This is a genomic window from Aureivirga sp. CE67 (genome assembly GCF_015767245.1).
Lineage (GTDB): Bacteria > Bacteroidota > Bacteroidia > Flavobacteriales > Flavobacteriaceae > Aureivirga.
In genome coordinates, this window is sequence record NZ_JADOTV010000033.1 from 1 (window position 1) to 25,036 (window position 25,036).

The 25,036-nt window shown below is 26.9% G+C and carries 27 protein-coding genes; 24 read left to right on the plus strand and 3 right to left on the minus strand.

The features are described from left to right. The first annotated feature begins 115 nt into the window (after positions 1–115). The 24 genes from I0K12_RS21050 to I0K12_RS21165 all read left to right on the plus strand — a co-directional run bounded on the left by I0K12_RS21050 (position 116) and on the right by I0K12_RS21165 (position 23,281). Entirely contained in the window at positions 116–643 is a 528-nt protein-coding gene (locus I0K12_RS21050) for a hypothetical protein (protein ID WP_196890163.1), read from the plus strand. A gap of 29 nt (positions 644–672) precedes the next feature. Further along, on the plus strand, positions 673–1,206 hold the full coding sequence (locus I0K12_RS21055) for a DUF1877 family protein (protein WP_231372826.1): 534 nt from the start codon (positions 673–675) through the stop codon (positions 1,204–1,206). 100 nt (positions 1,207–1,306) lie between these two features. After that, on the plus strand, positions 1,307–2,065 hold the full coding sequence (locus I0K12_RS21060; protein ID WP_196890164.1) for a hypothetical protein: 759 nt from the start codon (positions 1,307–1,309) through the stop codon (positions 2,063–2,065). Positions 2,066–2,127: 62 nt separating this feature from the next. After that, a complete protein-coding gene (locus I0K12_RS21065) occupies positions 2,128–2,988 on the plus strand; it encodes a hypothetical protein (protein WP_196890165.1) in 861 nt (286 codons plus the stop codon). Positions 2,989–3,015: 27 nt separating this feature from the next. Beyond that, the gene (locus I0K12_RS21070) at positions 3,016–3,492 is read left to right on the plus strand and encodes a hypothetical protein (RefSeq protein ID WP_196890166.1); all 477 of its coding nucleotides are present in this window, start codon (positions 3,016–3,018) and stop codon (positions 3,490–3,492) included. A 174-nt stretch (positions 3,493–3,666) separates the two neighbouring features. Continuing rightward, positions 3,667–4,281, plus strand: a complete 615-nt coding sequence (locus I0K12_RS21075) for a hypothetical protein (protein ID WP_196890167.1) — start codon at positions 3,667–3,669, stop codon at positions 4,279–4,281. Positions 4,282–4,311: 30 nt separating this feature from the next. Beyond that, positions 4,312–4,677, plus strand: coding sequence for a hypothetical protein (locus I0K12_RS21080; RefSeq protein ID WP_196890168.1), 366 nt, complete (start codon positions 4,312–4,314; stop codon positions 4,675–4,677). A 43-nt stretch (positions 4,678–4,720) separates the two neighbouring features. Continuing rightward, positions 4,721–5,110 carry an SMI1/KNR4 family protein gene (locus tag I0K12_RS21085; RefSeq protein ID WP_196890169.1) on the plus strand — a complete coding sequence of 130 codons (390 nt, stop codon included), beginning with the start codon at positions 4,721–4,723 and terminating at the stop codon, positions 5,108–5,110. A gap of 79 nt (positions 5,111–5,189) precedes the next feature. After that, on the plus strand, positions 5,190–5,648 hold the full coding sequence (locus I0K12_RS21090) for a hypothetical protein (RefSeq protein ID WP_196890170.1): 459 nt from the start codon (positions 5,190–5,192) through the stop codon (positions 5,646–5,648). 168 nt (positions 5,649–5,816) lie between these two features. Then, on the plus strand, positions 5,817–6,311 hold the full coding sequence (locus tag I0K12_RS21095; RefSeq protein WP_196890171.1) for a hypothetical protein: 495 nt from the start codon (positions 5,817–5,819) through the stop codon (positions 6,309–6,311). Positions 6,312–6,366: 55 nt separating this feature from the next. Beyond that, positions 6,367–6,819, plus strand: a complete 453-nt coding sequence (locus tag I0K12_RS21100) for a hypothetical protein (RefSeq protein ID WP_196890172.1) — start codon at positions 6,367–6,369, stop codon at positions 6,817–6,819. Positions 6,820–6,848: 29 nt separating this feature from the next. Further along, a complete protein-coding gene (locus I0K12_RS21105; protein ID WP_196890173.1) occupies positions 6,849–7,502 on the plus strand; it encodes a hypothetical protein in 654 nt (217 codons plus the stop codon). A gap of 22 nt (positions 7,503–7,524) precedes the next feature. After that, positions 7,525–7,962, plus strand: a complete 438-nt coding sequence (locus I0K12_RS21110) for a hypothetical protein (protein ID WP_196890174.1) — start codon at positions 7,525–7,527, stop codon at positions 7,960–7,962. A gap of 108 nt (positions 7,963–8,070) precedes the next feature. Beyond that, positions 8,071–8,559, plus strand: a complete 489-nt coding sequence (locus tag I0K12_RS21115) for an STM3941 family protein (RefSeq protein WP_196890175.1) — start codon at positions 8,071–8,073, stop codon at positions 8,557–8,559. Between the two features lie 143 nt (positions 8,560–8,702). After that, positions 8,703–9,350 carry a hypothetical protein gene (locus I0K12_RS21120; protein ID WP_196890176.1) on the plus strand — a complete coding sequence of 216 codons (648 nt, stop codon included), beginning with the start codon at positions 8,703–8,705 and terminating at the stop codon, positions 9,348–9,350. A 309-nt stretch (positions 9,351–9,659) separates the two neighbouring features. Beyond that, the gene (locus tag I0K12_RS21125) at positions 9,660–10,103 is read left to right on the plus strand and encodes a hypothetical protein (protein ID WP_196890177.1); all 444 of its coding nucleotides are present in this window, start codon (positions 9,660–9,662) and stop codon (positions 10,101–10,103) included. A 78-nt stretch (positions 10,104–10,181) separates the two neighbouring features. Then, positions 10,182–10,592 carry a hypothetical protein gene (locus I0K12_RS21130; protein WP_196890178.1) on the plus strand — a complete coding sequence of 137 codons (411 nt, stop codon included), beginning with the start codon at positions 10,182–10,184 and terminating at the stop codon, positions 10,590–10,592. Positions 10,593–10,629: 37 nt separating this feature from the next. Beyond that, on the plus strand, positions 10,630–11,496 hold the full coding sequence (locus tag I0K12_RS21135) for a hypothetical protein (protein ID WP_231372827.1): 867 nt from the start codon (positions 10,630–10,632) through the stop codon (positions 11,494–11,496). Positions 11,497–11,659: 163 nt separating this feature from the next. Continuing rightward, complete coding sequence (locus I0K12_RS21140; protein WP_196890179.1) at positions 11,660–12,106, plus strand: hypothetical protein; 447 nt, start codon at positions 11,660–11,662, stop codon at positions 12,104–12,106. 104 nt (positions 12,107–12,210) lie between these two features. Then, positions 12,211–12,669 (plus strand): DKNYY domain-containing protein, encoded by a 459-nt coding sequence (locus I0K12_RS21145; RefSeq protein ID WP_196890180.1) that lies wholly within the window; start codon positions 12,211–12,213, stop codon positions 12,667–12,669. A 4-nt stretch (positions 12,670–12,673) separates the two neighbouring features. Next, the gene (locus tag I0K12_RS21150) at positions 12,674–13,177 is read left to right on the plus strand and encodes a hypothetical protein (protein ID WP_196890181.1); all 504 of its coding nucleotides are present in this window, start codon (positions 12,674–12,676) and stop codon (positions 13,175–13,177) included. Between the two features lie 32 nt (positions 13,178–13,209). Then, on the plus strand, positions 13,210–14,382 hold the full coding sequence (locus tag I0K12_RS21155; protein WP_196890182.1) for a TlpA family protein disulfide reductase: 1,173 nt from the start codon (positions 13,210–13,212) through the stop codon (positions 14,380–14,382). A gap of 164 nt (positions 14,383–14,546) precedes the next feature. Next, entirely contained in the window at positions 14,547–14,969 is a 423-nt protein-coding gene (locus I0K12_RS21160; RefSeq protein ID WP_196890183.1) for a hypothetical protein, read from the plus strand. Between the two features lie 548 nt (positions 14,970–15,517). Then, on the plus strand, positions 15,518–23,281 hold the full coding sequence (locus tag I0K12_RS21165) for a T9SS type B sorting domain-containing protein (RefSeq protein WP_196890184.1): 7,764 nt from the start codon (positions 15,518–15,520) through the stop codon (positions 23,279–23,281). A 97-nt stretch (positions 23,282–23,378) separates the two neighbouring features. Here the strand turns inward: I0K12_RS21165 and I0K12_RS21170 are convergent, their stop codons facing one another. The 3 genes from I0K12_RS21170 to I0K12_RS21180 all read right to left on the minus strand — a co-directional run bounded on the left by I0K12_RS21170 (position 23,379) and on the right by I0K12_RS21180 (position 25,032). Further along, positions 23,379–23,864 (minus strand): hypothetical protein, encoded by a 486-nt coding sequence (locus I0K12_RS21170; protein WP_196890185.1) that lies wholly within the window; start codon positions 23,862–23,864, stop codon positions 23,379–23,381. 131 nt (positions 23,865–23,995) lie between these two features. Continuing rightward, positions 23,996–24,421: a hypothetical protein gene (locus I0K12_RS21175; RefSeq protein ID WP_196890186.1), complete on the minus strand. Its 426-nt coding sequence runs from the start codon at positions 24,419–24,421 to the stop codon at positions 23,996–23,998. Between the two features lie 83 nt (positions 24,422–24,504). Then, positions 24,505–25,032 (minus strand): hypothetical protein, encoded by a 528-nt coding sequence (locus tag I0K12_RS21180; protein WP_196890187.1) that lies wholly within the window; start codon positions 25,030–25,032, stop codon positions 24,505–24,507. Positions 25,033–25,036 lie beyond the last annotated feature (4 nt).

Here is a 25,036-nt window from a genome sequence, read left to right on the forward strand (position 1 = left end):
TTAATAATGAATTAAATTTGCTCAAGACTTCGGAGGTTTAGGATTATTTTTTGGTAGAAACAAAACTATAACCTTTTGAAGTCTTTTTTTATCTTATACAATTTTAATCGTGATAATGTTTAACATATCGAAGAATTTTAAAAATACTATTCTTCAAGAATCTGAAGAAAATTATAGTTTAACAAAAACTAGTAAAAATAATACAGAAGAATTTTGTGAAGAGGAATTTGAGAAAGAGAATAAAAAAGACTTAGAAAGATTGAATCAGTTTTTGAATGAAAAACCTGAAATGAAAGATTGGATCGGAAAAGACTTTGAATGTGTAATTAGAAGAAAAGGAATCGTAGAGTTTGGAGATGACTTTGAGATATCTAATGATAAATGGATTGAAGTTCTTACTCCAAAATTGTTTTCTTGTGAAATTGAAGAAAGAGGAGATTGGACATATTATAAAATTGATAAGGATGAATTTACTTTTGATTTTGAGCCAGTAGGGATTTTAATATTTTTTAATGATGAAATTAAATATCCGAAAGCTGAAAAAATATTGAATGAATTGAAAGATAATATTGAGAAAAGTACTAAGCAAGAAGTAGAAATATTAATAAATTGTAAGCATGATCATCGATATAAATTAATATAGAAAAACTATTATAAGTTAAAAAAGAAAAAATGGGACAATGTGCTGCTTTATATCGAGTTAAGAAACCAGTGTTTAAACAAATAGAGGGCGATCCATCATATTTTAAAATAGACATGACCGAAGAAAATGAGATTTTTGATCAAAATTTTGAAGGTCTATTATTTGTTTTAGCCAAATCTGTAATTGATGAATTCAAAGAGAGGGTTATTCAAATATTTTATCCTTCTGATTATGTAGGGGAGGGTGTTGATTATGAATCTCGTAATTTTGATAATTTGGAAGATGATTTAATTTTTGAAAATAAACTAATAAGATATTTAGCTCCAAAATTTGTTGAAGAGCTTAAAGAACTTCTGAATAGTATAGAAAAAGTTGATTTTATGGCAAATTATGATTCGAAAGAATTGAACGAAAATGGTATTTATCCTGGAATTTGGAAGGATGATGAGGTTCCTGATCAAGCGTTTAATAAACGACATCTTGAAGAAGGATTTGATTCCTTGCAAAACCTATTTAATCGTGCATCTGTAGAAGGAGATTATATACTGGCATTTGTTGGATGAATAAAAACGATTTACAGCGAAAATGTACTTATTCAGATTATTTTAAAACATAGAATTTTATAGAAACTTATAAACTATACCGAAACATTAAAAAAATTATATGAAATCAATACTACACATATTAATATTAGCACTTGTGCTTTTAAGTTGTAACAATAAAGCTGAAAAAATTGATAAGACTACAACTACAGAACTAGATACTCTTCCTAAAATTGAAGATGATTTAAAAAAAGAAACACAGCAAGATTCTGTATTAATAACAACAGAACTAAAAGATACTCTGATATATTCAAAAAAGGAATTTGATAAAATAAAAAATAATCATCCAGAATTTTTTGCGAGGTTTCCTATTAATCCTGACCAATTATATTTTAACGAAAATAATTATGGAGAATTTGGGAGTGAAGCAGGACAAGATACTTACTATATATTGTATGCTTATTTTTTAAAGCAAAAAAATGGTGAACAGAAATATGAAAAAGAGCGAAAAAAACTTATTGATATTTATCTAAAAATAAATTCATTATTTGGGCATTTCCAGTATGGAGGAACATATTTTGGACATCAACATAAAAGGATTTTAGGTTATGCTGAATATTCAATTTATTTACTTCCAAAAGATAAAAATGATATTGAAAAGACTTATGATATTTCAAAACAAAAAAATCTTTATATCAAATCATTAAAACAACTCATAAGAGACGAAAGTAAAATTGATTTTTATACTCTCGGAAAAGAAAAAAATAAACGAACTAAAAAGCTTTATAAAATAGTTGATGAACTTGATAAGTTAATCACAGACAATTTTTATTTAAGAAGAGCGCAAGAATTTCATTACGCACATTATGAATATTATTAATCAAAATTTTTGATAATAAATTAATTTAGATTCAGAATATAAGCCATAATAAGAATTGAAAAATGTATAATCCGACTAGAAGAAATAGAAATATTGGAACAGCTAAACAAGGTTTTGGACAGAATAATTCTTTTGTAATACCAAGACCTTTGAAACCGTTTCTAGCGTTTTATGAACGACTTGAAAACTATTCAACTGACTATACAACAATAAACGGTCATGAATTTGTCTTTATCACAGAAGAAACGCGAAAAGATTCCGTTCACGCTTGTAGTATAAAAGATATTAGCGAAATAATTAAAAATATACCAAAAACGGATTATGGTGACTTGAGATTGATCATTTTAAGACAACCTAAAAGAAAAGAGGAAATAAAATCTTCTGTTTGGGGAAGACTGATTTATTTTTATGAATTTGAAAACGACTTTTATCCTGCTGTAATTCTTGAGGCTCAAAGTAGTGATAAAAAGATAAAATGGAGCAAGAAACTTAGAATTGATGATCAAAAAGAATTAGAAAGATTAAAGGAGGACGGGCATGTTTTTCATGAAGATAAAAGGAATTATGTTGCAGAATTTGATTTAAATGCAACAAGAAATACACAATTATATAGAACATTAATTCATGAGTTTGGACATTATGTTCATTATTTAGAAGTTGTAAAGCGACCATTAAGCGAGCTTAAATCTGAACTAGATAGTATTGATTCGAAGATAAGTGATGACGATACTTCTGAAACAAATCCATTATATGATCAATGGAATATTTTAGATGATGAATACAATAATAAAGTGGAAGAATTAGAAAAAGTATATTTTTCAATTCCAACTGATGAAAAAGAAGTTTTTGCTCACAATTATCAAGAAAAATTGCAAAAGAAACTTAAAGAAAAAGGTGTTATTCCATTCGATAGAATAATGTAAAATAAAAATAAACGTTAAAAAGAAAGAATGAAAAATTGGTTTAGATATAGAGATGGTTTTGTAAATATAGATTCTGAAAATTTTTATTTAACAAATACTGGGAATTGGAGTGAAATAAAAGATATTAATGAAAAAACAAAAGAAGTAAAAGTTAATCCTAAAATGCAGTATTTATGGTATATATTATCTCTTTTTTTAGAAGTTATTTTAGGTATTGTTAGCTCTAGGGTTGGTAATGATTTTTATTCTAAAATAATTACAGTGCTGATTGTTTTTACAATTGGATTGATATTATATAATTTAATGAGAAGGGAGTTTGGAAAAATTTATAAAGTTCCATTAGATAAATTGAAAAAAGTAGAAATCGATAAACGAAATTTGAGAATTGAATTTTTAAATGGAGATGATAAAGAAGATTCAGAACTAATAAAAGGAATTGATAAAAAAGGAATCGAAATAATAGAAAACCTTAAAGTTACACTTCATAATAAAGTGCTGGTTTGAAAAATTGTTAGAAGAAATACTTTAGTAATCTTCAATTACCGAGTATGCTAGTCCGTTATGTATAATTTTAAAAAAAATAATTTTTGTTATAGAAGTATTGCTAAGAATATGAAAAAAATACCATTAATATTGATCATTCTGACATTTTTTGGGTTTAGTCAAAAAAAGAAAATCTTGAATTTAGAAAAAACAGAAACCAAAACTAAACTAATCAAGAATAATGATACCATTTTTTGGCTTGATACTATTTCAAATGATAAATTTTTGAAGATCTATTCAAAACCAGAAAATGATTGGCAAAATCTAACAGCTGAATTTGGAAACAAAAACCAAAATCATAGAATTGATTTAAAAGCGAAAGAATACGAAATACTCGGAATACCATTCACAAATCAAATAGAGTGGATTACAGAAAAAAGTTTTGCTCTAATAAATGGTTGTGGAACAAATTGTAGATATGTATTGATTTTTAATACAGAATCGGAAAAACCAATCATAACGCCTATTGAATATTATCCTGGTATCAAATACGTAAATTACAAAACTGACAATCCGAATTTATATGTTGCTGTTGAACAAAATAATGATGAATCTTTAAGTTTAATAATAATCGATACTGACAGTCAAAAAACACAAAAAGTAAATTTACCAAAACATTGGAATCGTGGAATAGGTCAAATTTATGGAATTGTAGATGAGATTGAAATCAAGAATACTAAGATAAAGATTATTCAATATCAAGAAAATGGATTGAAAGAGGAAGTAGATGAAATATTAACTCAGAATTAAATGCAACGGTTAAATAAAGAAAATTAATTCATGAAAAATATAAAATTATTCGAATTAGAGGAATTAAAAGATAAATCAAAATTTCAATTAATTGAAGAGGGAATTTATATCGATTTAAGTATTGAAGAAGAATATACAGGGCATTTAATGCCAATTGAAATTGATCTAGAAAAAGAAGATGGAAACCAGTATCCGTTGGAAGATATATTGGATAAATTTTGCGTAGACATTGAGGAAGAAATTTTAGTTGATTTAACAAACAGAAAAATGAAACTATTATTTGGTGGAGATTTAGAAGATTTGCAAGCGTTAAAATCTATTATTGGAAAAAGAGTTTATAATGAAACTTATTTGTCAGAAGAAGGGAAAAGTTTAATCAAACTAGTTATAGAGTAAACTACAAACTATTTGAAAATGAAAATTTTAAAGAAAATAAAAAATGCCTTTTCGAGTTGAAGAAAAATATATTATTGAAACAGAGTTAGCATTGAATGTTAAATTTCCAGAGAGTTTTAAAAATAAAATGAGAAAGGAAAATGGAGGAGTGTTATACTTTGAAGAAATTGAAATTCAATTATTTCCTTTTTTTGACAAATCAGATAAAAAAAGAATTAGTAGAACATGTAATCATATAGGATTGGAAACTAAAAATGCTAGAAGCTGGAATAATTTTCCGGAAAATGCAATAGCTATAGGTGGTGACGGTTATGGAAATATAGCTTTTTTAATGCATAATGATAATAGAGTGTTGACGGATGCGGTTTTTTATTGGGATCATGAAATTGAAGAAATAGAAAAGTTAGCTGATTCGATATGTGAAATAGAATAAAACTAGACAATGAAGAAAGATTCTTTTTTAAGTGGTTTTAACACAGAAAGAGAAACCTTATAATTGACAAATGAAAAAAATGAACAGAAAAGATAGAAATTTATTAGCTGAAAATTTAAGACATTATGTTTCAGGTCAAATAACTAATTTTGAGTTTATTGATAATACTGGTTTATTAGATAGTTCAGAAGATGAGTCTGTTAGAGAGTTTTGTAAAGATTTTTGGAATGCTTATAGTGATTTAAAAGAACATTTAAATGTTGGGAAACATAAAATAACTTCTGAAAATGAAATTGTAGTGAAAAGATTTATTTTATTTTTAAAATCAGAACTAGAATATGAATGGAAATCAGAACAAAGAAACTTTATAAAAGAAATTTATAATCTATTGACTTTGAATTTTCCTGTGAATAAAACAAAAAATGCAATAGAGAAAAACAAGCTTGGAGAAAAAGAGTTTTGGCCTTTTTTTAAAGAAGAAGATTATAAAAACGAAATACTAAATCCAAAATATTTAAGTAAAAATGTATGCCATTGAATAGTTTAAGGTTGAGATTTAAAAGGTTTTGGTTTGGAAATTTAGGAATTGTAAAATATTACTATAAATTATTAAGTTTACATTGTTGGAGAGACTAGAAATGTGTTTTAGTTATAATCTCTCGACTGATTTTTAGTAAGTTAAATATTAATAAAAACAAAAAATAAAATGAAAAAGAAACTTGTTATAATTCTGAGTGTTATTTATTTATTGATCGTTAGTTTATTTTTTTTAGATATTTATTTTGATTTCGAAATGAAAAATGAACTATTGAAAAAAAGTATTTATTATGGATTTTTATTTATTTCTCCAACAATTTTGATATCGAATTTGTTTTTAATTAAGAAGATGAATCTAAAAATTTTGAGTTTGATATTATCTGTTTTACCAATAATTATTATAATTAAAATAGGATTTTTGAAAATATTATTTTTATCTGAATCATGGAAAACACAAATGATTTTGTATGAAAATAGTGAAGATAATTCTGTACGAGTTGAATATCAATTAAAAGATTTAGGTGCTTTAGGTTATAGAAAAAGAACTGTAGAAGTAAATTATTATAGCCATTATTTCATGAAAGTAAAACCATATAATAAAGAAAATACTAAAAATTGGAAGAGGGTTGATAAATATATAAATGAATTAGAATTAAAAAATTAAACTTCAATCTAATGTTTAACAATACAGTTGAGTCTGTATTATAAAATTATAATCTATGAAAATAACTTTAGCTTTATCAATAATATTTTTATTTATTCAAACCTCTTTTGGACAAGCTTGCGGTGTTTACGAATTAAAATATCAAGGATCTATTAAATCTACTTCTGGTAAGGAATTTAAAATTAAACTGCCTACAACTTATTACTTTCATACTGAAGATGTAAAAGAATCATCTAAATCTATTTTTAATGAAAGTAAATTAAAAGGTGCTGAAATAAACTTTATTATGAGATCTCACTTAACTTCTGTTTATACACCCGATCAGTTGATTGAATTATATAAAAATAATAGAGATTTTATTCCAGTTTGGATAAAAACTATTGAAGAAAATGGCGAAGAAAAGATACAGTTTAAGAAAATTCCTATTGCAAATTTAAAATTTAAAGGAATAAAAGAACCTAATGGTTTAACTGAGATTACTATAGATTTGGGAGAGATTAAAATATAATTATATGTAAAATAATAGTTTGAATAAAGATGAATTTATTAGTATATAAAAATAATATTAGCAGAGGAAAAGTGTTGTGTGGTAAAGAATTCTATTTGTCAAGGTATTTGGATTTAAAGATTCAAAAGTTTAATTATCTATACAATAAAAACATTGGATTTTATGGAGAAGAAACAATAGAAGGAGAGGAGTTAAAAAAAGCGATTGATATTCTTACTGATGAACTTTTAGATTTGATTGAAAATTATCATCAAGATGCAGATCCAAATGGTTTCGGAAGGAGTGCATGGAAAGTGAAAATTTTAGGTAGAAATTTAATTCTAAATCATTTTGCGTGTAAGATGGATCAGATAATTTATTCACTTAATAAATTATTAGAATTTCTAAAAAGCACTGAAAAAGGAAATGGAAGAGTTGAAATATATGGCCTCGGAGATATTGATGTCTTTGATTGCCATATAATTTGTGAAATAAAAAATATCCTAGAAACGGATCATATATGTTACTTTGAAAATCTTAAAAAGTTAACTAAATACATTTTTGATGATGGTAATGTCATTGGACGAGAACCAAATATTTTAAGAAATAGAATAGAGAAATTAGAAAATAAAGGGTATTTAAAAGTAAACGAAAATAGTATTGAGGTGACAGTTAAAGGAGAAATAGTTGAGAAGTATGAATAAATTAACTAGTGGAAAATAAAAAATGAATATAAATTATATTTTAACTGAAAAATATATTGTAATTAATGGAAAAGAAATTTTTATTGGTGAAACCATAAATGAAATAGAAAATAAAACCAACTTGTCTCTTTATATTTCTCAAAAGACTGAAGATACTATTATTGTTTCAGAGCAAGATTTTCAACTTTATTTTAAAAATAAGATGCTTTATATGTGGACTATTTCTCCTGATAAATCTTTTTTATTTTCTAATTTAAAAAAGAAAAAGTTGATCGAAATTCAGTTCAATAATTTTCTTGAAATTTTGTTTTTGGAAAATATTAAATGGGAATTTAATAAAGTTTTAACTTTTTCTGGTCAAATTTGTGTTCGTCTTGAAAATCGAGTTGATTTTATATTTGGTTTTGATAAAAAAAATAAAAAAGTACAACTAAGTAAAGTTGGATTTTATAGTTACTAGGAAAAGGTTTAATAAACTGTAATAATCCTAAACAACAAAAAAATAATAAAAAAATGAGTGTAAATGCAATATGTTTTTACCTTTAATCAAGCTATTTTATAATTGAAAATGAATACTGAAATCAAAATACCGTTAAATAAAATTAAAATACTATTGTTGACCTTGGGTTCTTTTCTATTTGTAGCTGGGGTTTGTTTTATGCCAATGAATTTTATTGGAATTATTGCAATCATTTTTTTTGGTGCAACTGGAGTTTACGGATTAATTAAACTTTTTGACACAAAATCAGGATTGAAAATTGATTCCATTGGAATAACAGATAATACAAATGCTTCAAGTGTTGGATTAATTAAATGGGAAGATATTTTTCAAATTAGAAGTGAGGAAATAGCTACCGAAAAATTTATTATGATTGATTTAATAGATCCTAATAAATATGTTGAAAATGTACAAAATATTTTTAAAAAAAGATTGATGAAAACAAACATGAAAATGTATGGAACGCCAATTTCCATTACTTCAAATACTTTGAAATATAATTTCACTGAATTGGAGGGTGTTTTAAATCCAGAATTTAAACGATATAAAAAAGGATAATAAATGTTGTAGTTACCCAACGATTTTTAATTAAAAAAAAATATTGGAAAAAAGAGATTATACAGAATATCAAAGTACTATTGAGGTAAATTCAATCGGATAAATTATTTACATTGAATGATATTTAAAACAAATTGCATTATATGAAAATAACATTAACAATTTTAGGATTGCTTTTTTCCATTTTCTCATTTGGACAAGCAAACGATGAAACAATTCAAGTAATTGCAAAATTAGTGTCACCTGGAAAAGGAAGTAAAATATACATAGCTAAATATGAAATTATTAAAGCTATTAAAGGAAATGTTACAAATGATACTATTCAGGTTGGTTATTATTTTTATAATGAATATAAAAATGCACCAGATACAGTACTTCTGAATTTAAAAAAATATACTGGTGAGACTAAAACTAAAGACTATTATATTTTTCCTGATTATGATGCGAAAAAAGGAATTGAAGAAGTGAAATTATCTTACATAGATTTTGATTATTGGGAAGCTTGTGAAATAGGAGAAAAAAAGTGTGAGCCTTTAACTTTAAAAAGACCAAAAAACAATGAGAAATGGTTTTTAATAATGCCTTGTGGAGGTACTTCAACAACTGTAACATTATCTGAAAAACAAGTTATTCCAGAAGAAAAAGATATAATTCAAAAGAGTGAAATTTCGACTTCACAATGTCCTCCGATATTTGATTTGACAAAATTAAAAGATGGAAAATATTTCGCTTATATGATATCTTGTGGACTTGGAGGACAGATAGAAATAAATTTAATTACTGATAAATAAAAATGAGTAGTTAAAGTTTCGATAATTCATTGAATTCAAAATTTAGATGAACTATTAAAGAAAACTAAAATGAAAACACCTTCTAGTAATCAATTCATTAAGATACTTTTTGAAACAGAAAAGTTGAAATTGGAGCATAAATAGAGTGGTGAATTTTATTTTCTTTAATTGTAATTATTTAGTTTAAAATGTGCTTAAAAATTAATGTTTTTATGTGAAAAAGGTTAGTTTTATGAAAAAATTGAATTTTGTGAGAAAATTCTCTATTTGTTCAATAAAATTTAAAAATAAATTATAAAAAAATATAATATGAAAGAATATAGATTTTCTGAAGAGAATGCTAAAAAAATGATGAAAACCAGAACAATTTCTAGAATACCAACAATTTTGATTGCAATTGTTTTTGGATTATATATTGCAAATTTACGAGGTCAAGGAGAGGTGTTTGGAAATTCACTAGTTTTAGTTCTGACACTTTCGATAAGTTTGGTTGCTTTATCCATCGGGATTTTTATTGGAATGAAGAAAGGCGCAGAGGCTCTGAAGCATAATGTTTATCGAATATCAGATACAGGTATTGAAAGAAAAACGTCTATTGGGAAATCTATAAATATTGATTTTGATAAGGTTGAAAGTTATAAATCAATGAAAAAAGGATTGCTTATTAAGACAAAAAATCAAAAGATTTTAATTCCAACAGAATTGGATAATTATACTGATCTTTCAAGTTTGATTCTTGAAAAAGTAAAATAATCAGAAAATTAAACAAGACTTAATTGTTCTAAATATTTATGAGTGTTTCTTACTCTTGGAAAAACTAAAAAAACACATATGAAAAAACTAAGTATAATTATACTTTTTTCCCTTGTCCTTATAGCATGTGGAAATATTTCAGAAAAAGATAAACCTGCTTCTAGTGTTAGAACAGAAATATTTGATAGAGAATTTGAAAATTCAGAGGTTGTCTCAATTGATTTGGTAGAAATTGAGCATCCAATGTTGGGTGGAATTGTTGAAGAAATCAAGTTGGATAATTCTCAGAAAGAAAAATTTCTTAGCGATTTTGATAAACTCAAAAAAAGAGGATTAATGAAATGTAAAGCAAAATATGTTGTGAGGTTGAATATGAAGAAAGATACTTTGCGATTAAAGGTTTGTGGAAAAACAATAGCTAATAGATATAATGATTTTTATTACGAACTTGAAAATGATAAAAATATAATTGAAGAATATTTAAATTAAAAAGACAATAAAAAATTAATAACTAAAACAAAAAACTATGAAAAAACTCTTGACAACAATCTTCATGATTTCAATGCTAAATATTTCTTATTCTCAAAGTTTACTTCTTTCTTGGAGTCAAAGAAATATTGAGAATTATACTAAAGAAATGTATGATAAGGCACAAAAATTATCTCCAGAAGAATTAGTGGAGAAAAATTTAAAAGATGTTTATTGGAGCGAAATATTTCTTACACTAAATTCTTCCATAAATAATTATCAAAATGATATAGAATATCAAAAGAAAATTGCGAATCAGATAACTAATGAAAAAGAAACAAAATTAAAAGGAACGAGTAGGCTGATAATTTGGGATAGAATAAGTAGTGGAGATATCATTTTTGAAGGTAAAGGATTGGTAATAGATAATGATTTGTATAAAGTTGCGGGGAGAGCAAATCAAATTCTACAAAATCTGACAGGAAAAAATTTTGGATATGTAACTATTAATCCCACTAAGTCAGAACTTGAAACACTTAAAAATAAATGGTTGGATTATTTATCTGGTAAAGAAGTGTCAGAATTCGAAATTAAAGAGCTTGAAAATTTAAAAATAAAAGAAATAACTAGTTTAAAAGCTTATGAGGCACTGATTATTTCGCTTAAAGAGAATTCTAAAAAAACAAAGATCATAAAAAAATGTTTGAGAAATGTTTATGAATTAGATAAAATGCCTTCAGACAAAAGTTCACCTGCTCAATATTGTAACCCTGATACTTATACTTTTGGTTATTTGAAAATGCTTTCTGGTGAAGAGAAAATTGATGAAACAAAAGGGTACGATTGGTGGATTAATTTTTGGGATAATAATAAAGATAAGTTACAATGGAATAAAGAATTGGGTATATATGAAGTGAAAAAATAGTTCTTGTTTCTTTAAAGTGAGTGATTGAATCATTTTGATTATAATAATATAATAAAAGAAATAAGAGTTGAATCTACATCTTACTTTAAAATTAGTTGTTCAAAATGTGATGAGGTGATTTATTCTTTGGATATGAATTAAAAAAAGCTATAAAAATTAAAGAATGAAAAATGAATTACATGATGTTGTATTCCAGGTTTTAGTGAAGAATAAGTCTCTGGAAACAATAAATTCCGTCCTAAATGAGTTCATTCCAGAATATGAAAAACTAGACTCTGATTACGTTGGAAAACCTGAGGAGGATGATTTTGTTTTTGAGTCTGAAGAACAAATGCTCAATTATTATTTAGAAAATGAAAATATTTCTCAAGTTTTTTATTGGAATAAATATGAAAATAATCCTGATAAAATTATGGTTGGAGTGCACATTTTAAAAAGTAATGAAATGATTGTAAGTTTAACAGTTGAAGTTACTGAAGAAAAAGAGAATAAATATTTGAAGAAATTAAAAGCTCATTTAAAATCAAAAATTGGAATGATTACTTATATTAATCCAATAAATTGTGAAACTGGAGAGGAATTTGAAAAAATATATTTAAATCAAAAATGATTTTAAATTATTATAAGTAATATTAAATGAAAAAAATCTTTACATACTTTGTTGTTGTCGCATGTCTAATATCTTGCAATGAAAAAAATAAAAAATTTGAACATGTGAAGTTTAATATTTATAGAGATTTAACTGATAGTACTCTTGTTTATGAAACATTTACTGAGGATATAGGAAAGGTTTATCATCCACTTCCTGAAAAGTTAGATATAGAAACTGTACAAAATTATGACGAATGGTTGATTGATGATAATTTTATTTTTGCTTGGTATAATACTAGCGATGGAAGGTTATTAATCGAACTCGAAATTGCAGATAGAGAATCTTTTAAGGTTTTAAATAATTCTATTTATGCAAAAGACAAAAATCATGTTTTTGATACACGTCATGGAATAGTTGAAAAAGCGGATTTAGAATCTTTTGAAGGAGTTAATATTGAAGTTGAAGGAAGAATAGCTTATGGAAAGGATAAGAATAATTATTTTTTTTGGGAAACGATTACTACGGATACTCTAGGATTTGGAAAAGCTTATAAAAAATTAAAACAAAACGATATTAATTGAAAAAATGAATCTAAGGTTAATAATAGGATTTTTATTTATATTTTCTTCATCGATACTTTTTGCTCAGAAAAGTTGGACTTATGAGGTGAAATTTCAACTTGTTTCTGAGGAAAATGATACTGTCTCGATTGAAGAATTTAAGAATGGGGAAATCAAATTATTAACCTATCCTTTTCGAGCACATTCAAATAATTATCTTAAATACGATTCAAAAACAAAAACTTTTATTTTTAGTCAACATACAATTGCAGCAAATTCAATATTAGTTTTTCAAACTCAACAAAACACCACAATTCTAAAAATTCAGTCAGATAATTTAGATTTAGGAGTTGTACAACTAAGAGGTAATCATTATTCTTTATTTATCTGGAAAAACAAAGAAGATTATATTAAAACTGAAGATGTAATATATTGGAAATTAAAATATCCACTTGAAGCTTATATTGAAGAAGATGAAAGATTTAATTTTAAGGGTTTTAAGTCTTTGGTTGAGGTTAAAGTGAAATAATTATCAAAAATAATAAACACACAAAATAAACTATGAGAACGAAATTAAACTATTCAATTATTGTTATTATTATGTTTGGATTTTTATCCTGCACACAAAAAAATAATTTAGAACTTAATATTTCAGGTATTGGGAATGACACAATTTATGTAGAAAATTATCTGCTATCAAATATTGAAGAAGACCCAATTTTAGATACAATCTATTCTGAAAATGGAAAGGTTTCTTATGATTTACCAATTAAAGAAACCTTAATTACCGTAGTGACACCTAAAAAATCAGAATATTATAGGTTGGATAAATCTCCATTTAGACCATTTGAAAAATCAATTCTACTTGTGTTAAATCCAAATGATAAAATTTCAATTAATGGGAAACTTGATGATTTGCAGTTGAACTATGAAGTGAAAGGTTCAAATATAAACGAAATGTATATTAAGAATAGAAATAAATACCTTAATTCATTGATTGATAAATCAAAAATTGAATTAGAAATTGATTCTTTAAGATTTCATAATGCAAGCAGAGATAGAATTAATTCATTGTCTAAAAAACGGAATAATTATAGAGCTGAGGTAAGAAGTTTTCAATTGGATTATATCAAAAATAATCTTGATGAAGAACTTTCTGCTTATTATTTGACAAGGCAACCCCTTGATACATTGGGTAAATATTTTGAATATTTGGATAGTTCTGTAAAAGAAAGTGCATTTAAGAATCTATTGAATGATCGATTTATTATGTTTAAAAAATACACTAGAATTAAAGAAGCAGAATCTAAAATTGTTATAGGTAAAAAAGCACCTCAATTTGCTTTAAAATCTATTGATGGTGAAATTTATACAGTAGATTTTTCAAAGAAAGATTATACGGTTCTTGATTTTTGGGGTAGTTGGTGTACACCATGTATTTCAGGTTTTCCAAAAATGAAAGAAAAATATGAACAGTTTAAAGATAAAATTGAAATTATTGGTATTGCATGTAATGATACAGAAAATAAATGGAAAAAAACAATTAATAAACACGATTTAAAATGGAAAAATCTAATAAATAATGAAAAACTAGATAAAGATGTTTCTGTAAAATATGCTGTAGAAGGATTTCCGACCAAATTAATAATTAATTCAAATGGAATTATAGTTGGAATATTTAAAGGTGAAGGTAAAGATTTTTATGAAAAGTTGAATGATTTGATAAAACTATGAAAAACTATCGTAAAATAAATAATATAATTGGAAGAAAATTATAAAAAAGAAACTATAAGTGTTTTAAAAATAAAAGAATACGATAACATAAAAAGACTTGAATTTAATGGCGTAAATAATCCCATGATGAATCGAAATTTTTACGAATTTTATGTTGATGATAAATGTTTGATAAATGTTTGATAAATGAAATAGGGAGAATATTTTGGAATAAAGATAATTCAGAGAGTTTTTTCGATGATAATATTGGATTCTTAGGGGCATTCTGTAAAGAGACTGATTTGATTATGATTTCATTTTTTTTAAAATTCAAAACGAAAAGAGAGACAAGAGAATTCATAGAAAAATATATAGAAATTGAAGAAGATAGATTTGAGAATTTATACAGAGAATTTAATGAGGAAATTACTTTGTTTTATGGTTGTCGATGTGGAGATTTAAACTGTGGAGGAATTGGTGCTAAAATTGAAAAAAGTACTAAGTTTTATAATTGGGTTTTAGGAGAAGGTGAAAATTCTAAAATTTATAGATTTGAAACTGAACAATATCAAAATGAATTTTTGAAATATTTGAATCGTAGTATTTAATATTTAAGTTGCTAAGAGTTTTATTATAAGTTAATTAGATATGTTTATTCCTTTAGTTTTAAGTATAATTGGTTTTGTATATAAAAATAAATATTCAAAAATTGCGATACTATCAAATGTGATTATTTTCATTTATAAATTAATAATTACGATATTGATTTTTAATTTACTTCATTCAAATATTTTAAAGAGAGGACTCATATCAAATCCATTTCAAAATAGAATCTTTAAGGATAAAATTATGCTGACTTTAAAAAATAGCGAGTAAATTTTTGTTTTTAAAATGAGTTTCAGATGGATGATATTTGTCATTAATTCTATAATTATTATAAATAGCGTTTTTATGATATTTAAAGTTGTTTTACTTGTAATTAATTGTTTTTGAGGTGTTTGTTTGTGATTTAACTTAAAAATATAATTATAGTTTAAAATTGTTATCAATTGATTATAAATACATTAAAAATATAATTAAAAAATGACTTAAAATTAATATTAAAATAGAAGCTTTTAATACATTTGTACTACCAATATATAATAATTAACCACAAATGAATAATAAAATAATAATAAAATTATTGTTTTTATTTGTATTCAGTAATGTTTTTTCTCAAAAAATTGAGATTAATGCTGATAGTTCCCCAAATAATTACGAATTGCTTAGTTTAGAGGAGTTGGTAGAACAGGTTTTTATAGATGGAGATTGTGTGGATATTAATTCCATATCAACCGTTGTAAACCCAGATTACGGCCCGAACCAACCACAAAAAAAGAATTATGGTTATTTCCAAAGACCAGATGGTGTAGATTTTCCTTTTGAAGATGGAATTATCCTAACCACAGGAAATGCTTACCGTGTAGGAAACCAAACATTTTATCCGAATAGTGAAGGAGGAGGAGATTGGGAAAGTGTTTCCGATGTTGATTTGGAAAAATTAATTGAAAATCCAAACATCAAAATTAAAAATGCTACAAGTTTTGAATTTGATTTCATAGCTCCTTCAGAAAGTACATCTTTCCGTTATATTTTCGGTTCGAATGAGTATTCAAACAATTCTTTCCCATGTGGAAATTTTGCAGATACTTTTGCTTTTATTTTAAGTGGAGATGATATTCCGAATTCGATGTTTTATAACCACGATTCGAAAGCTTCAACTCCAGATATCGAAGTAGATTTAGGAGGAATCAATATTGCTTTAGTACCAGAAACAAACATTCCAGTAAAAGTAACAACTATTCACGATAAAACTTGTGCGAATTCAAGTCCGGGATTTGGAGTAGATAGCAATATTGATTATTATACAACAGAATACCAATCTTTGAATACTGGAGGAACTACAGTTCCGATGACTGCTGAAATTAATGGTCTTACTCCAGGAAATACCTACCATTTAAAGTTGGTAGTTGCAGATGCTTCGGATTATGCTTATGATTCTTTTGTAATGTTAGAAGGAGGAGGTTTTATTTTAAAGAAACCAGAAATCGAAGAGATTACGAAGTTTGCTTGTGAAGGAGAAAGTTATATCATTGGAGGAGATGATTTAAATGCTGATGGAACTTACTCATGGGAAAAGTATGATGAAGGAACAGATACTTGGGAAGAAGTACCAGCTTCTATGCAACCAACGATTGAAGTTTTTGAAAATGGAAAATATCGAGTAAATTATTTATATAATGATATTTGTAAGGAATCAAATGAAATTACAATTCATTTTGTTCCAGAAATTGAAATTGAAGAAGATGTTACGGACTATGTAGTTTGTAATCATGAGTTAGATTTTACTTTTGATTTAACAACAAAACATGACGAAATAAGTGGAGCAAATGATCCAGCGGATGTATATATTACTTATTTTGAAAGTGAAGATGCAATGTTAGATCCTGCGAATGCAATTACAGAATTTAATGTTACTTCTGCAACACCAGTTACTATTTGGGCAAAAGCTTCGCATATTAGTGGAAATGGTACAGTTGATTGTTTTAAAACTGCAACTTTTGATTTAGTTTTAATTCAATCTGATATTGCAACAGTAATTCCACCAATTATCGGATGTGATACTGTTTCTCCAACCAACCCAGAAGGAGAAGAAATGTTTGATTTGATGAATGCGCAAACGATGACGGATTTATTAAATGGAGCAGATGAAACCGACTTTTTCATTTCTTATTATTTAGAAGAAACTTTAGAAAATGAGATTTTAAATCCAAACACATTTATCAATACTTCAAACCCTCAAACTGTATTTATAAATGTTGTGCCAAAACCAGGAAGTGGAATTGTAATTGATGCGCTTTGTCCATCAGTTGTTCCTTTAGAATTACAAGTTTCTGAAATTCCTGAAGCAAATCTTCCAGATGCTGCAAGTTTGTTTTTATGTGAAGACGTTACAGAGTTTGATTTAGAAGCTTTAAAAGAAGAAATTAATGATAGCGAAGATGTTGCTATTTTATTTTCTTCAGCAGGAAATCCAATTACAACGCCAATGTATGCAGCTACTGATGGAGAAGAAATTGTAGCTGAAGTTATCGATAATATTTCTGGATGTTCGAATACAGTTACATTTAATATTCAAGTTGGAGTTTTACCAACAGTTGCTGTGATTGATCCTATTGTTATTTGTGATGATAATGGAGATGATTTAATTCGTTGGAATCTTCCGAATTTAACAACAGAACTTACAAATGGAGATTTATATGATGTGACTTATCATACAGGAATTCCAGATGATTCTAATAAAATTAATTACCCAAATTCCTATTTAAGTGGAAGTAAAACATTACATTTTGAATTAACAGATAAAGTTACTGGATGTAAAAATCAAGGAACTTTTGATATTGAAGTACTACCTTCGCCAGATTTAGAAAATAAATACGATTATTATTCATGTGATAATATTCCTTATGACAACCAAGCGCTTTTTGATTTAATTACAATCAAAGATGATATTTTATCAGGAACAACTGGTTTGACAGCGGAATTTTATGAGTCAATAGTTTATAATAATACAACAGCACAGTTCGAACCACAAGGATTAATTACTACTGTTGCAGATTATCTTTCAGGAACAAAAACAATTTATATTGTAGTGGAAGATGCAGTTGGAGGTTGTACAAATAGAGCAGATGTTTCTTTAAATGTGGAAAACATTCCAATTAATTTAGATATTACAGATTATATTTTATGTGATGATAATTACGATGGATTTGTTTCTTTTGATTTAACAACAAAACAAAATGAAGTTTTAACGGTAAGTTCTACTGCTTTTACAATTAAATACTTCAATAATGAAACAGATGCAAATGCAGATACAAACGAAATTCCTGTTGCAGATTTAGCAAACTTTACAAATGAATTTGCTACAAACGATGAAGTTTGGGTAAGAGTTGAAACAGAAAATCCGATTGGAGAAATTTGTTCTGCTTTTACAAAGTTTAATTTAATCGTAAATCCTTTACCAGAAATTCATATTGTTACTAATTTAGAATCTTGTGCAGATATTGATGGATTTGGAACTTATGATTTACAAGACGCAAATGCAGATCTTTTACAAGGACAAACAGATATTGAAATTACATATTACCAAACAGAAGATGCTGCGGTTGCAGGAGATGAAACTTCAGATCTTTTCATTGCAAATTTTGCTGAATATAAAATAAATGAAGGAGATTCAAATAATGTTTATACAAGATTAAGAAATACAAATACGGATTGTTTTGCTGTAAATAAGATTGGATTAGTGATCAATCCTTTACCAACATTACCAGCAGAAGATTTATTGATTTATTCTTGTGATGCGCCAATTTTTGATGGTTTTGCAACTTTTGATTTATCTACTTTAGAAACAGCCGTAATTGGTATAAATGAAAATGTTATAAACTTAGGATTTTTTGAAGGTTTAGCTCCAAATAGTACAGAGATTCCTACAACGGCTCCTATTGCAGATATTGTAAATTATAATTCGGAAACGAAAAAAGTATATGCTTTCTTACAAAATCAAGAAACTCTTTGTGGAATTACAGTAGAAATTGATTTGATTGTAGAATCAGTTCCTTTTATGGAAATTCCAAATCTTGAAAACTGTGATGAAGATTTTGATGGATATTCTTTATTCAATCTTACAGATGTAGAGCCAACTGTTTTTGCTCTAGAAGTGGATGTTACAAATTATACTTTCCAATATTTCGAGTCTGAAGATGATGCTTTGGTAAACGTTAATGAATTAAGTGGAGATGCTATTGTAAATTATCAAAACCCAGAAGTGAATGTTTCTCAAATTTGGATTAAAGCAAATTCAACTTTAGTAGAATGTTCAAGAATTTCTAGTTTTTATGTAATTACGCATCCAAAACCATTGATCAATGAAGTAGAGAATTTACAAGGATGTGATGATGGAGATGGATCTGTTCCATTTGATTTAACCTTAGCAAATGAACAAATTTTAAATAGTCAGTTAGGAATTACGATTACTTATTACACCGATTTAAACGAAGCAAATATCGGAGATGAAACTTCTTCAGCTTTCATCACGAATCCGACTACTTTTGAAAATACGGTTACACCAATTCAGACGATTTATGCACATCTTAAAAACGATGTGACAGGATGTACAAGTGTAACGCCGTTTAATATTCAAGTAAATCCGCAGCCTACCATTCCAGATGTTTATGATTTTATTGTTTGTGATGATGATATCAATGATGGAATTACATCAATTTATTTATCCAATGCAGATAACTATCACACGTTTAATACTCCAGGATATTCGGTTACATATTACCACCAAGAGTCTGAAGCGATTTCTGGGACAAATGCAATCGTTTCACCTTATATCAACAATACACAACCAAATACTTTTGAGGTTTATGTAAGAATTGAGAATAATTTCACACATTGTTTTGATATTACAACAATGAATGTAGAAATCACCAATTCTCCAGCTTCTACGAACCCAACACCTTTGGAGGTTTGTGATCAAAATAATGATGGATTTGTAGAGTTTGATTTAACATTAAAAAACTCAGAAATCACTTATGCTTTAGGACAAGTTTCGGTTACTTATTTTGAAGAATTAATTGATGCAGAAGAATTAGTTTTCGAGAATGCGATTGATACCCCAGAAAATTATGCAAATATTGATATCAACAATCAAACAGTATATGCTTTAGTTCGTAATGAAATTACAGGATGTACAGATATTGTTTCTTTAGAATTAATTGTAAACACTACGCCAACAGTTGAAGAAGTTGAAACAATAGAAAAATGTGATGATACTACAGCAGATGGATTTACAGCTTTTGATTTAACGATAAGAGAAAATGAAATTGTTGCAGAAACAGGAATCAATTTTGAATATTATTACACAGAAGATGCTGCGAAAGAAGGAGATGTTACTAACACAGAAGTTGGAACAGGTTACATTACAAATCCAACAAGTTTCATCAATGATGTAAACCCACAAACAATTTGGGTTCGTGCAGAATATGAAGCTACAAATTGTGCAAACGTAGTTCCATTAACTGTTTTTGTAAATGCAAATCCAGTTTTAGTACAACCAACGCCAATGGAATTTTGTGATAATGATGAAGATGGAAATGATACAAATGGATTCGTAAATTCATTTTTATTATACCAAAAAGATGCAGAGATTTTAGGAGGAACAACAGGAGAAGTTGTGTATCACGAAAATTCTGAAGATGGACCAATTATTAATAAATTAGTTCCTTATACGAATTTGACTGCTGGAACGCAAGCTGTTTACGCTGTAGTTACAAATGCAGAAACAGGATGTAGTTCTTATGTAGTTTTAGATTTAGTTGTAAATCCACTTCCGGTGGCGAAAGATCTGGAATATATTGAAGAATGTGATGATGATTCGGATGGCTTTGCACACTTTGATTTATCAGAAGCAACAGAAATCTATAATGAAGAAGAAGGAGTAGAGGTTACTTATCATATTACGGAACAAAATGCGATGTCTGGAGAATTAGATTTACCTCTAAATTATTATTCAGTTGCATCTACAATTTATGTTCGTTTTGAAAATATAGATACAGGATGTTTTATCGTAAAACCTCTGAACTTAATTGTTGCAGAAAAACCGGAAATTGAAGAAATCGAAGATTTAGTTCTTTGTGATGGAAATGAAAATGGACAAGAGATTTTTGATTTAACAATTGTAAGAGATGGAATTTTAGCGACACAACCTGATTTAATCATTTCGATGTATCAGAGCGAAGCAGATGCTACGAATAAAGATAATCCTATTGATATGAATTCACCATTTGTAAATGCAATTGCAGACCAACAAACAATCTGGATTCGTATTGAAAATACAGGAGGATGTTTTATCATTGAAAGCTTTGATTTAATTGTAAATGAAAGACCAAGTATCGGAGATGCAAAAGATCCATTAATTATTTGTGATGATGATTTTGATGGATTTAATGTTTTTGATTTAACTGTAAAAGACACACATTATTTAGATGATCAATTAGGAATGATTGTAACTTATCATACAACGATGCTGAATGCAGAAACAGATGTTACAGATATTCCAGATTTTACAAATTATGTAAATGTAATTCAAGATGCGCAAGAACTTTATGTTCGTGTAGAAAACCAAACTACAGGATGTTTTGCAACGTCAACTTTAACTTTAATTGTAGAACCACTTCCATTAGTTGAACTGAATCCAACTGCTTTAGAGCAATGTGATGACGATATGGATGGTGTTGCTATTTTCAATTTACAAGATAAAGAAGAAGAGATTTTATCTGGACAAAATGCTTCAGGAATTGTATTTGAATATTACGAAAATGAAAGTTTAACTTCAGAAATAACGGATATCAATACTTATATTACAGCTTCAACAACTGTTTATATCAAAGTTGAAAATGATCATACAGAGTTAAATTGTTATGTTGTGATTCCTTTAGAATTAAAAGTAAATGAACTTCCAGAAATTGATCAAGACGAATATCATTTCTGTGAGATTCCAGGTTTTGAGGAAACAACAATTAATGTAAGTGATATTACTTTAGATTTATTTGAAAATCCAAGTTCTTTTGAAGTGAAATATTACTTTACAGAATCGGAAGCAGAAGCAAATAGTTTTGCGCAAATTGTGAATCCGATAGTTGTAGATCCAGTAGGAACAACACTTTATGTTAGAATCAAAGATTTAAATACAGGATGTGTAAATGTAGATTCTTTAGTTGTAAAATTAGGAGATAGTCCAAAAGTATCAGATATTCCAGTTGTATATGCAGAATGTGGATTTGATGGAATTGCAACTTTTGATTTTACACAATTGAATTTTGTTACTACACCTTCGTTAGATGAGGTTACGATTACTTATTACGAGTCAGAAGAAGATGCAATCAATATGGAAAATCCAATTTCAGATTCGAATTACGAAAGTACTTCAAAAATGGTTTGGGCAAATGTTCAAAGTATTGAAACAAGTTGTATCGCAATTACTTTTATAGAGATTGTAGTTGTAGAAACTCCAATTTTTGAAACAAATGATGAAGAAGTTATTTGTTTGGTTGAAAATCCTGAAAATGGACAAATAGAGACTGAAATTTCAGTTTACAACCCAACAGGAGAATTTGTTTATGAATGGACTTTAAACGGAACTGTTTTAGATGCTAATACAGAATCTATTTTAGTAAGCGAAGCAGGTACTTATACTGTAAAAGCAATTGGGCAAGATCCGATCAAAACTTGTGAAAGCGAAGTGCATACAATTGAAGTTGTAGCTTCTTATATTGCAAATCTTACTGCTGATGATATTGTAGTTTCAGGTTATGTAGACGGTTTTGGAAGTAATACCATTGCAATTAATACTACAAGTTTAAACTTAGGAGAATATGAATTTTCAATTGATGAAGGAAATACTTGGCAAACAGCACCAGTATTTACAGATGTTCCAGGAGGAGATTATGTTCTTTTAATTAGAAATGTTCTAGGAGGAGGATGTGAAAACCCAATGATTCCATTTGGAGTAATTGATTTCCCGAAATATTTTACACCAAATAACGATGGAGTTCATGATACTTGGGGAATCCAAGGATTGAATAATGATAGTGTTATTTCTGCATCGATTTTTATTTATGATCGTTATGGAAAATTAATCACAAGAATTCATAAAAATGATGAAGGTTGGAATGGATTAAATGAACAAGGAAATCCACTTCCATCGTCTGATTATTGGTTTACTTTAGAAGTTGTGAAGAAATCAGGAACAGCAGATGGAACTATAACAACGAAAACATATTCTAAGAAAGGACACTTTAGTCTGATTCGAAGATAGTTTTATATATTTTACAAGTAGAAAAAGGCTTTCTCATTTTGAGGAAGCCTTTTTCGTTTAAAAGAAATTTGTTTTAAAATATTTTGAGTGCTTGAATTTAAGAATCTAATTTTCTTCTTATTTTTCGTTTTTCTAATCCGATTAATTCAAGTTCAAAAAAATCTTCATATTCTTGAAGATTATAAGGTTCTTCATTAGGAATTCTATCAATTTTTTTTCCTTCATTGTTTAGAGTTTCTACAAATGAATTATCTTCAATTAAAAAGCAATCTGGATATTCGCTAAATATTGGGAAATCAATAGAGTAGTCTAAAACTTTTCTAATTAATTTTCTTTTATTAAAATTAATCACTCCCCATTGATATATAAATCTGTAAAATATAATTTTTTTATTTTGACTAATGAAAAAATTAAAATCATTTATATCAGATATATCTTCTTCTATTAATTCAAATTCTAATATTAATTTTTCACCTTTTGAATTTTCAAATTTTGCAGTAATTTTTTTAGAGTTTTCAACTTGATTTACTATTACTAAATCGACTTCTTTTTTATGAATCGTATTATTTAATGATATTTTCAATTTCTAGATTTTTTTAGATAAAAACGAATTTCTTGTATAAATATAATTTACTAGATCATTTTACCAAAGAATTCATTTTCAATTTGTATTGTTTCTCTAAAAATACAACTAAATAACTCATTTTTTATCCACTATAATTTTTCAATTACTGTCAAAAGAAATACAACTAACCCAATTCCATTTAAAATCAATAATTGTAATTCAGTTTTTCTTCTAATAAACCACATTGTCAAACCTAAAATAGCTCCAAACATACTTAAAAATATGGCGGCTGGACCAAAAAATAATGGTAAAATTAAAGGAAACCCAACTTGAAATATAATTGCTAAAACAACTCCATTCTTTAATCTTTTAGCGTCTCCTTTTCGATTTATTACAGAAACTATTCCTGTTATTAGGCTAGGAAGAAATAAAATTCCCATAATGAAAAAATAGTACAATCCCATTGCACCATGATTAAAGGAAGATATTAGAATAACTGATAGAAAAATAGTTATTCCAACAAATAAAATCCATCCAATTATTTTATTAATCTTTTCTAAGTTTTGATAGCTCATTTTTATAAATATGTATTTAAGAAAGAATCTCTTTTTTTTATTGATCAAATAAATAAAATTTAAATTTCATTTGTTTATTTTATTTACCCTGGGTACCAACCTGCAAGTGCTTCGTTTATAGTAAAGTTTTCAATAATTCTTTTTTCACCGGTATCAACATTAAGGTATTCAACATTTTCTAGAATTAGTGTAATTCTGTAATACGTTTCATTTTCTGTTTCTAGTAAATCAGAGATTTTAATCTTAATGTTTCCTGATATTGCATTCCAAACTCCAATTATTTTAGGTTCATTATCAGAAATTACATCAGTACAAAATGAAGCTCCAGCCATAGAATCAAATAGATAAATTTTTGTTTTCAAATCAATATTTGGTATCTCAAATGTTTTGAATTCATCAGTTAATTTTAATTCTTCTCTTCCAGAACCATGAATATTTATCCATACTCCATGATTTTCAGAATTTAAAGCCTGACTAACAGAAAAGTCACTGCAACTTTGTATAGTACCTTCAAAATTTAATTCACTTGGTAATGTTAATGAAATAGGATCTTTTTTTTCGCATCCGATATTCAATATCAAAACTAATAAACATAAATAAATTTTTTTCATCTCT

Bases quoted from the DNA above. Each gene is read 5' to 3' on its own strand.
- I0K12_RS21050 (WP_196890163.1), top strand. From the start codon at position 116: ATGTTTAACATATCGAAGAATTTTAAAAATACTATTCTTCAAGAATCT.
- I0K12_RS21055 (WP_231372826.1), top strand. From the start codon at position 673: ATGGGACAATGTGCTGCTTTATATCGAGTTAAGAAACCAGTGTTTAAA.
- I0K12_RS21060 (WP_196890164.1), top strand. From the start codon at position 1,307: ATGAAATCAATACTACACATATTAATATTAGCACTTGTGCTTTTAAGT.
- I0K12_RS21065 (WP_196890165.1), top strand. From the start codon at position 2,128: ATGTATAATCCGACTAGAAGAAATAGAAATATTGGAACAGCTAAACAA.
- I0K12_RS21070 (WP_196890166.1), top strand. From the start codon at position 3,016: ATGAAAAATTGGTTTAGATATAGAGATGGTTTTGTAAATATAGATTCT.
- I0K12_RS21080 (WP_196890168.1), top strand. From the start codon at position 4,312: ATGAAAAATATAAAATTATTCGAATTAGAGGAATTAAAAGATAAATCA.
- I0K12_RS21085 (WP_196890169.1), top strand. From the start codon at position 4,721: ATGCCTTTTCGAGTTGAAGAAAAATATATTATTGAAACAGAGTTAGCA.
- I0K12_RS21090 (WP_196890170.1), top strand. From the start codon at position 5,190: ATGAACAGAAAAGATAGAAATTTATTAGCTGAAAATTTAAGACATTAT.
- I0K12_RS21095 (WP_196890171.1), top strand. From the start codon at position 5,817: ATGAAAAAGAAACTTGTTATAATTCTGAGTGTTATTTATTTATTGATC.
- I0K12_RS21100 (WP_196890172.1), top strand. From the start codon at position 6,367: ATGAAAATAACTTTAGCTTTATCAATAATATTTTTATTTATTCAAACC.
- I0K12_RS21105 (WP_196890173.1), top strand. From the start codon at position 6,849: ATGAATTTATTAGTATATAAAAATAATATTAGCAGAGGAAAAGTGTTG.
- I0K12_RS21110 (WP_196890174.1), top strand. From the start codon at position 7,525: ATGAATATAAATTATATTTTAACTGAAAAATATATTGTAATTAATGGA.
- I0K12_RS21115 (WP_196890175.1), top strand. From the start codon at position 8,071: ATGAATACTGAAATCAAAATACCGTTAAATAAAATTAAAATACTATTG.
- I0K12_RS21120 (WP_196890176.1), top strand. From the start codon at position 8,703: ATGAAAATAACATTAACAATTTTAGGATTGCTTTTTTCCATTTTCTCA.
- I0K12_RS21125 (WP_196890177.1), top strand. From the start codon at position 9,660: ATGAAAGAATATAGATTTTCTGAAGAGAATGCTAAAAAAATGATGAAA.
- I0K12_RS21130 (WP_196890178.1), top strand. From the start codon at position 10,182: ATGAAAAAACTAAGTATAATTATACTTTTTTCCCTTGTCCTTATAGCA.
- I0K12_RS21135 (WP_231372827.1), top strand. From the start codon at position 10,630: ATGAAAAAACTCTTGACAACAATCTTCATGATTTCAATGCTAAATATT.
- I0K12_RS21140 (WP_196890179.1), top strand. From the start codon at position 11,660: ATGAAAAATGAATTACATGATGTTGTATTCCAGGTTTTAGTGAAGAAT.
- I0K12_RS21150 (WP_196890181.1), top strand. From the start codon at position 12,674: ATGAATCTAAGGTTAATAATAGGATTTTTATTTATATTTTCTTCATCG.
- I0K12_RS21155 (WP_196890182.1), top strand. From the start codon at position 13,210: ATGAGAACGAAATTAAACTATTCAATTATTGTTATTATTATGTTTGGA.
- I0K12_RS21160 (WP_196890183.1), top strand. From the start codon at position 14,547: ATGTTTGATAAATGTTTGATAAATGAAATAGGGAGAATATTTTGGAAT.
- I0K12_RS21165 (WP_196890184.1), top strand. From the start codon at position 15,518: ATGAATAATAAAATAATAATAAAATTATTGTTTTTATTTGTATTCAGT.
- I0K12_RS21175 (WP_196890186.1), bottom strand. From the start codon at position 24,421: ATGAGCTATCAAAACTTAGAAAAGATTAATAAAATAATTGGATGGATT.
- I0K12_RS21180 (WP_196890187.1), bottom strand. From the start codon at position 25,032: ATGAAAAAAATTTATTTATGTTTATTAGTTTTGATATTGAATATCGGA.